The sequence below is a fragment of the Streptomyces sp. NPDC059248 genome (assembly GCF_042753905.1).
GTDB lineage: Bacteria > Actinomycetota > Actinomycetes > Streptomycetales > Streptomycetaceae > Streptomyces.
The window spans coordinates 1-770 of the sequence record NZ_JBHYZV010000099.1; the positions used below are offsets into that span (position 1 = coordinate 1).

General features: G+C 64.7%; 1 rRNA gene and 1 pseudogene. One reads left to right on the top strand and one right to left on the bottom strand.

Going from position 1 to position 770, the window contains the following annotated elements:
• Positions 1-159: 159 nt before the first annotated feature.
• Positions 160-276, top strand: a 5S ribosomal RNA gene (gene rrf, locus ACFXG1_RS29470).
• Positions 277-335: 59 nt separating this feature from the next.
• Here rrf and ACFXG1_RS29475 read toward each other — a convergent pair.
• Positions 336-770: pseudogene (locus ACFXG1_RS29475) on the bottom strand (hypothetical protein); the annotation flags it as partial.

Consider the following 770-nt stretch of genomic DNA (forward strand, 5'->3'; position numbering starts at 1 on the left):
GAAGGCGGGTAACCGCTGGAGGTGACCGGTACTAATAGGCCGAGGGCTTGTCCATATTTGCTCGCGTCCACTGTGTTAGTTCTGAGGCAACGACCGTTGCCGGTTTCAGAGCAGAACATCAATTAAAAAGTGTGCTTGTTCGCTCGAAACCGTTAGGGTTTCGGTGGTCATAGCGTGAGGGAAACGCCCGGTTACATTCCGAACCCGGAAGCTAAGCCTTTCAGCGCCGATGGTACTGCAGGGGGGACCCTGTGGGAGAGTAGGACACCGCCGAACAATCTTTCAGGGCCCTGGGTCCAGCGTTCACGCTGGGCCCAGGGCCTTTTTTATTTGCGTCACAGAGCGCCCCCTCTCCGGGTGCGCGAGAATGGCCGCAGTACCCGAAGACAGGAGTCACGTCGATGTCCACCAACTCTCCCGACGATCGTCCGGAGCGCGACCCGCGCCGTCGAGACGGTGGTGACCGGGGCGGATTCCGTGGTGGTCGTGATGACCGTGGTCCCCGTCGTGACGACAACCGTTCCGGCGGCGGCTACCGCTCCCACGACCGCCGTGACGACCGTGGTGGTCGCCCCACGGGCGCCGGCGATCGTTCCGGTGGGTTCCGGCGGGACGACCGACGCGACGACCGGCGTGACGATCGTTCCAGCGGAGGCTTCCGCCGTGACGACCGTCCCAGTGGTGGTGGGTTCCGTCGTGACGACCGGCGGGATGACCGTCCCAGCGGCGGTGGCGGCGGTTTCCGGCGTGACGACCGTGACCGTGGCGGG